The sequence below is a fragment of the Streptomyces sp. NPDC059853 genome, assembly GCF_042731495.1.
Lineage (GTDB): Bacteria > Actinomycetota > Actinomycetes > Streptomycetales > Streptomycetaceae > Streptomyces.
In genome coordinates, this window is record NZ_JBHWJL010000328.1 from 1 (window position 1) to 5,524 (window position 5,524).

Genomic DNA, 5,524 nt, shown 5'->3' on the forward strand with positions numbered 1-5,524 from the left:
GCCAGCGGCACAGCGGTTCCGGGGAGGGGCGGCCGAAGACCTCGCCGAAGTATCTGGCCTCCACCGTGGCCACGTGTTTCACCAGGCCGAGGAGATTGGTCCCCGTCGGCGTCAGGGGGCGGCGGGGACGGGCGGGGGTGCGGTCACAGCGGTGGCCGGCGCTTCGGGCATGGCAACAACTCCGGTACGAGGGGGATGGTTCCGTTGTGACGAACCTATGAACCACGGGCCGTCACTGCTATGGCCACAGCCCCCCGGCCATGGTGTACCCAGCCCCACCCCCCGCGTGGGGTTTCCGCCCCTCCGCGGCTATGGGGTACCCTCGGCCGCTGCCCCGCCAGCTAGTCAACTTTGAGGAACGCATGAGCGCCGCCGTCGTCTTTCTCCCGGCCGACCCCCCGCGCGCCTCCGAGGTGGCGTTCTGGCGGCCCGACGGCTCGCCCCCGGAGCTGCCCGCCCGGCCGCCCGCGTCCGTCACCGCCGAGCCCAGGGATCTGACGGTGGCCCTGCCCGCCGGGGACGGCGCGGTGACGACGGTGACGGTCCCCGCCCTCGTCCTGCCGGTGCGCGAGGCGCTGCCGCTGCTGACCCGGGCCAGGACCGCGGGCACCGGCTCCGCCGCGTTCTGGGGCTCCGCCGCCGTCCTCGCCCTGCAACTCGCCGCCCGCGGGCGGCTGCTGCCCGGCCTCAGCCCCGGGGAGTACGACGCCTGGCGGCTCGGCCCGCTGGAGAGTGCCGACATCGAACGGCTGCGGGAACTCGCCGACGCCATGCCGGTCCACGCGCACGCCGTCCCGCTCCCCTCCCCCGATCCCGCCGCGCCACCGCGGCTGCCCGCGCCGCACCCCCTGCTCCGGGCGTTCCTCGACGCCGTCGCCGACACCCTGCCGCGCACCCCGGCTGCCGCACTCGCCGCCGGCGGCCCGGCCTTCGCCGCCCGCACCGCGGAACGCCGCCCCGCACTGCGCACCTGGGCCACCGAGGTCGCGGCGGGACAGGACGCGGGCGTACGGCTCTCCCTGCGGGTGGAAGCGCTCGGACTCGGCACCGACCGCGCCCGGTTCCGCGCCGTCGCCCAGGTGCACAGCCTCACCGACCCCACCGTCGTCACCGACGCCGCCCAGCTCTTCGCCGGTACCGCTCCCGCCCACGCCTTCTCCCCCGGCGCCCGCACCGACGCCCTGCGCACCCTGCGCCGCGCGGCCGCCGCCTGGGACGCCCTCACCCCCCTGCTGTCGGCCGCCGTTCCCGACGCCGTCGATCTCGCCGACGAGGAGATCGCCGAACTCCTCGGCGCCCCCGTCTCCCGCGCCCTCACCGCCGCCGGTGTCCAGGTGCACTGGCCCCGGGACCTGGTCCGCACCCTCACCACCCACGCCGTGGTCGGCTCCCCCGACCACCCGCAGGGCGGCCCCGGCCCCTCCCTTCTCTCCCCCGGCGCGCTCACCGCCATCGACTGGCGGTTCGCCCTGGGCGACACCCCGCTGACCCGGGCGGAACTCGACCGCCTCGCCGAATCCGGCCGCCCCCTGGTCCGGCTGCGCGACCAGTGGGTGCTGGTCGACCCCGAGGCGCTGCGCCGGGCCCGGAACCGCCCCGACCGCAAGCTCACCGCCGTGGAGGGGCTGCGCGCCGCGCTCACCGGACGGCTGGAGAGCGACGAGAGGGACGAGCAGGACGGGCAGGGCGTCGAGGTACGGGCCACCGGTGCGCTGGAGGAACTGCGCCGCCGGCTGGCCGACCCCGAGAGCCCGCTCCACCGCCCCGTCCCGCAGCCCGCACGGCTCGCCGCGACCCTGCGCGACTACCAGCTGCGCGGCCTGGGCTGGCTGCACCGGCTGACCTCGCTCGGTCTGGGCGCGGTGCTGGCCGACGACATGGGGCTGGGCAAGACCATCACCCTCATCGCCCTCCATCTGCACCGGCATGCCACCGGCGAGCACCCGGGGCCGACCCTGGTCGTCTGTCCCGCGTCGCTGCTCGGCAACTGGCAGCGGGAGATCGAGACGTTCGCCCCCGGCACCCCCGTGCGCCGCTACCACGGCACCGCCCGCGACCTGACCGCCCTGGCGGAGGACGAGGTCGTCCTCACCACCTACGGCACCATGCGGCTGGACGCCGCCGAGCTGGCCGCCACCGACTGGGGCCTGCTGGTCGCGGACGAGGCCCAGCACGTCAAGAACCACACCTCCGCCACCGCCAGGGCCCTGCGCACCCTCCCCGCCCGGGCCCGGGTCGCGCTCTCCGGCACCCCGGTGGAGAACAACCTCACCGAACTGTGGGCGATCCTGGACTGGACCACCCCCGGTCTGCTCGGCCGGCTGACCGCCTTCCGCACCCGCTACGCCGACGCCGTCGAGTCCGGCGCCGACCCGGCCGCCGCCGAACGGCTGGCCGCTCTCGTCCGCCCGTTCCTGCTGCGCCGCCGCAAGTCCGACCCGGGCATCGCCCCCGAGCTGCCGCCGAAGACCGAGACCGACCGCACGGTGTCCCTCACCCCCGAACAGGCCGGTCTGTACGAGGCGGTGGTGCGCGAGACGCTGGCCGAGATCTCCGGGTCCGCGGGGGTCGCCCGGCGCGGACTGATCGTCAAGCTGCTGACCTCCCTCAAACAGATCTGCAACCATCCGGCGCAGTTCCTCAAGGAGGAGGGCAGCCCCCGACTGGCGGGCCGTTCCGGAAAGCTGGAGGCGTTCGACGAACTCCTGGCGAACATCCTGGCCGCCGGCTCCCAGGTGCTGGTCTTCACCCAGTACGTGCGGATGGCCCGGCTGCTCCAGGAGCACCTGCGCGCCCGTTCGGTGCCGTGTGCGCTGCTGCACGGCGGGCTGCCGGTGGCCCGGCGCGAGGAGTTGGTAGGCGACTTCCAGGGCGGCGCGGTGCCGGTGTTCCTGCTGTCGCTGAAGGCGGCCGGGACCGGGCTCAATCTCACCCGGGCCGACCACGTCGTCCACTTCGACCGCTGGTGGAACCCGGCGGTCGAGGCGCAGGCGACGGACCGCGCCCACCGAATCGGACAGGACCGCCCGGTGCAGGTGCACCGGCTGATCGCGGAGGGAACGGTCGAGGACCGGATCGCGGCGCTGCTGCGGCGCAAGCAGTCGCTCGCGGACGCGGTGCTCGGCGGGGCGGGGGAAGCCGCGCTGACCGAGCTGACGGATGCCGAGCTGGCCGAACTGGTGACCCTGCGGAGGGTGTCATGAGCTGGGACGAGGAGCCGGAGCAGAGCGCCGGTGGCGATACGGAGCGGGTGTTCGCGGCCCTGCCGCCCGCGCGGGGCCGGGGGTTCGCGCACAGCTGGTGGGGGGTCGGCTGGCAGCGGGCGGTGGAGGATTCCGCGCTGGAGGGCGCCGTGATGGCGGCCGGCCGGCGCACGGCCAGAGCCGGGGCGGTGGGCGCGGTGTCGGTACGCCCGGGGCGGCTGACCGCCGTCGTCCGGGACCGGGACGGCACGGGGCGGCGGGCGGATGTGACGCTGCGCCGGCTGTCGGCGGACGAGTGGCGGCGGCTGCTCGCGGTGGTGGCGGGCGAGGCCGGGCACCTCGCGGCGCTGCTGGACCGCGAGATGCCGCCGCATCTGGTGGCGGACGCGGCGGCGGCCGGGGTGGATCTGCTGCCGGGCATCGGCGATCTGGAACCGGAGTGCGAGTGCGGGGAGTGGGACCACTGCGTGCACACGGCGGCGCTGTGCTACCAGGCGGCGCGGCTGCTGGACGAGGACCCGTGGGTGCTGCTGCTGTTGCGCGGCCGGGACGAGGAGACGCTGCTGCGCGAGGTGCGGGCCGCCTCGGCACCGGCCCGGGAGGCGGAGCCGGCCGCGCGGGAGCCCGCCGGGGTGCCGGCCGCCGAACGGTACGCGGCGCGGGCGGCGCTCGGCGGTGATCCGCCGCTGCCCGCCGCGCCGCCGCCGGTGGAGCGGACGGGGACACCGCCGTCGCTGGTGCCCTGCGAGACGGGCGAGGTGGACCCGGCGGCGCTGGAGTTCCTGGCGGCCGACGCGGCCGATCGCGCCCGAGTGCTGCTGGCGCTCGCGCTGCGCCCCGGGCACGCCGGGCAGCCGGTACCGGCCGGGTACGGGGTGTGGGAGGACGCGGTGCGGCTGGCGGCGGCCGGTCCGCCGGAGCCGGTGGCGGTGCGGCTGGCGCGCGGTTGCCGGCGTTCCGTCGCGGAGTTGCGGCTCGCGGTACGGGCCTGGCGGGCGGGCGGCGGCGCCGGGATCGCCGTGCTGGAGGATCCGCCGGGGGCGGCTCCGCCGGAGGCGCTGGCGCAGCTGGCGGGCGCCTGGGCGGACGAGGTGGCGGGGCGGCCGAGGCTGCGGGCCTCCGGTACGCACTGGACGGTGGTCGGTGAGGGGGCGCAGCTGCGGTACGGGGCGGACGGCCGGTGGTGGCCGTTTCGCCGGGAGTCGGGGCGGTGGGCTCCGGCGGGCGCTCCGGCCGGTGATCCGGCGACGGCGCTGCTGACGGCGCGTGAGGCGGTGGCGGGCGACCGGGGGTGAGGGCGGGGCCGCCCCGTGGTTCCGGGGCGGCCCGCAGGTCGGTCAGACCAGGTCCTCCATGACGGGGTAGTAGCCGCCGGACTGGCCGGCGGCCGTGGGGTGGTAGGAGTCGGTGACCGGCAGGGTCACGCTGTGCAGCCAGGAGTCGGACGAGCAGATCTCATGACCGGTGAAGGCGGGGCGGACATCCCCGTAGCTGAAGCCGTGGTCCGCCGCCCGCTTGGCGGTGACGTCGCTGAGGTTGTCCGAGGCGCTGTTGATGGCCGCCCGTGACTCCTCGCTGATGCCGAACGCGCAGCTGCCGCCGAGTTCGTACATCCGCGGGTAGCCCAGCACGACCACCTCGGCGTTGGGCGCGGCGGCCCGGATGGCGTCGTAGACGGCGTCGAGCCGGCCGGGGAGGGTGTCGGTGATGTACTGGTTGGCCGTCGCGACGGCCGACAGACAGGCGCTGGTGCCGCTGAGCACACAGGTCTGCATGGTGTCGGCGAACCCGGCGTCGTTGCCGCCGATGCTGATGCTGACCAGCGTGGTGCTCGCGCTCAGCGGACCGAGCTGAGTGGCGATCACATCGGTGGTGCGGGCACCGGAGCAGGCGGTGAAGTCGAAGGAGGACGGGGCGTTGGCGTCGGCCCACAGCTGCGGGTAGGCGACGGTGGAGCGGCGGCAGTCGCCGCTGTCGCTGTCGTAGCTGCCGGCGCCGACGCCCGAGGAGTACGAGTCCCCGAGGGCGACGTAGGCGCCCGCCGCCGCACCAGGGGTGTCCTGGGCGGACGCGGCGGCCGGGCCGAGGGCGGTGACGCACAGGGCGAGGGCCGCGGTAGCGGCCACCTTCACCATGCGGCGCAACTTCATGGAGCCTCCCAAGGAAGGTCTGTGGGGGTTGGGTCGGCGGATCACTCCGCCTGCGCTGTACCCGGCACAAGTCGCGGCCATGCCAAGGGGATTACCGGCGCGTGACGTCCAACGACCCAGGGGTGTCCTGGGCGGACGCGGCGGCCGGGCCGAGGGCGGTGACGCACAGGG

At 75.9% G+C, this 5,524-nt stretch carries 3 protein-coding genes and 1 pseudogene; 2 read left to right on the forward strand and 2 right to left on the reverse strand.

Annotation, left to right across the window (positions count from 1 at the left end; translation table 11 throughout):
- Positions 1-124, reverse strand: a pseudogene (locus tag ACFV5N_RS24100) (DUF664 domain-containing protein); the annotation flags it as partial.
- Between the two features lie 238 nt (positions 125-362).
- Between ACFV5N_RS24100 and ACFV5N_RS24105 the strand changes: the two are divergent.
- Together ACFV5N_RS24105 and ACFV5N_RS24110 are read left to right on the forward strand one after the other, a co-directional pair.
- On the forward strand, positions 363-3,203 hold the full coding sequence (locus ACFV5N_RS24105) for an SNF2-related protein (protein WP_385603560.1): 2,841 nt from the start codon (positions 363-365) through the stop codon (positions 3,201-3,203).
- On the forward strand, positions 3,200-4,498 hold the full coding sequence (locus ACFV5N_RS24110; RefSeq protein WP_385603563.1) for an SWF or SNF family helicase: 1,299 nt from the start codon (positions 3,200-3,202) through the stop codon (positions 4,496-4,498). Before ACFV5N_RS24105 ends, ACFV5N_RS24110 begins: the two co-directional genes overlap by 4 nt.
- Positions 4,499-4,540: 42 nt before the next feature.
- Here the strand turns inward: ACFV5N_RS24110 and ACFV5N_RS24115 are convergent, their stop codons facing one another.
- Positions 4,541-5,353 (reverse strand): SGNH/GDSL hydrolase family protein, encoded by an 813-nt coding sequence (locus ACFV5N_RS24115; protein WP_385603565.1) that lies wholly within the window; start codon positions 5,351-5,353, stop codon positions 4,541-4,543.
- Between the last annotated feature and the right edge of the window lie 171 nt (positions 5,354-5,524).

Bases quoted from the DNA above. Each gene is read 5' to 3' on its own strand.
- ACFV5N_RS24105 (WP_385603560.1), top strand. From the start codon at position 363: ATGAGCGCCGCCGTCGTCTTTCTCCCGGCCGACCCCCCGCGCGCCTCC.
- ACFV5N_RS24110 (WP_385603563.1), top strand. From the start codon at position 3,200: ATGAGCTGGGACGAGGAGCCGGAGCAGAGCGCCGGTGGCGATACGGAG.
- ACFV5N_RS24115 (WP_385603565.1), bottom strand. From the start codon at position 5,353: ATGAAGTTGCGCCGCATGGTGAAGGTGGCCGCTACCGCGGCCCTCGCC.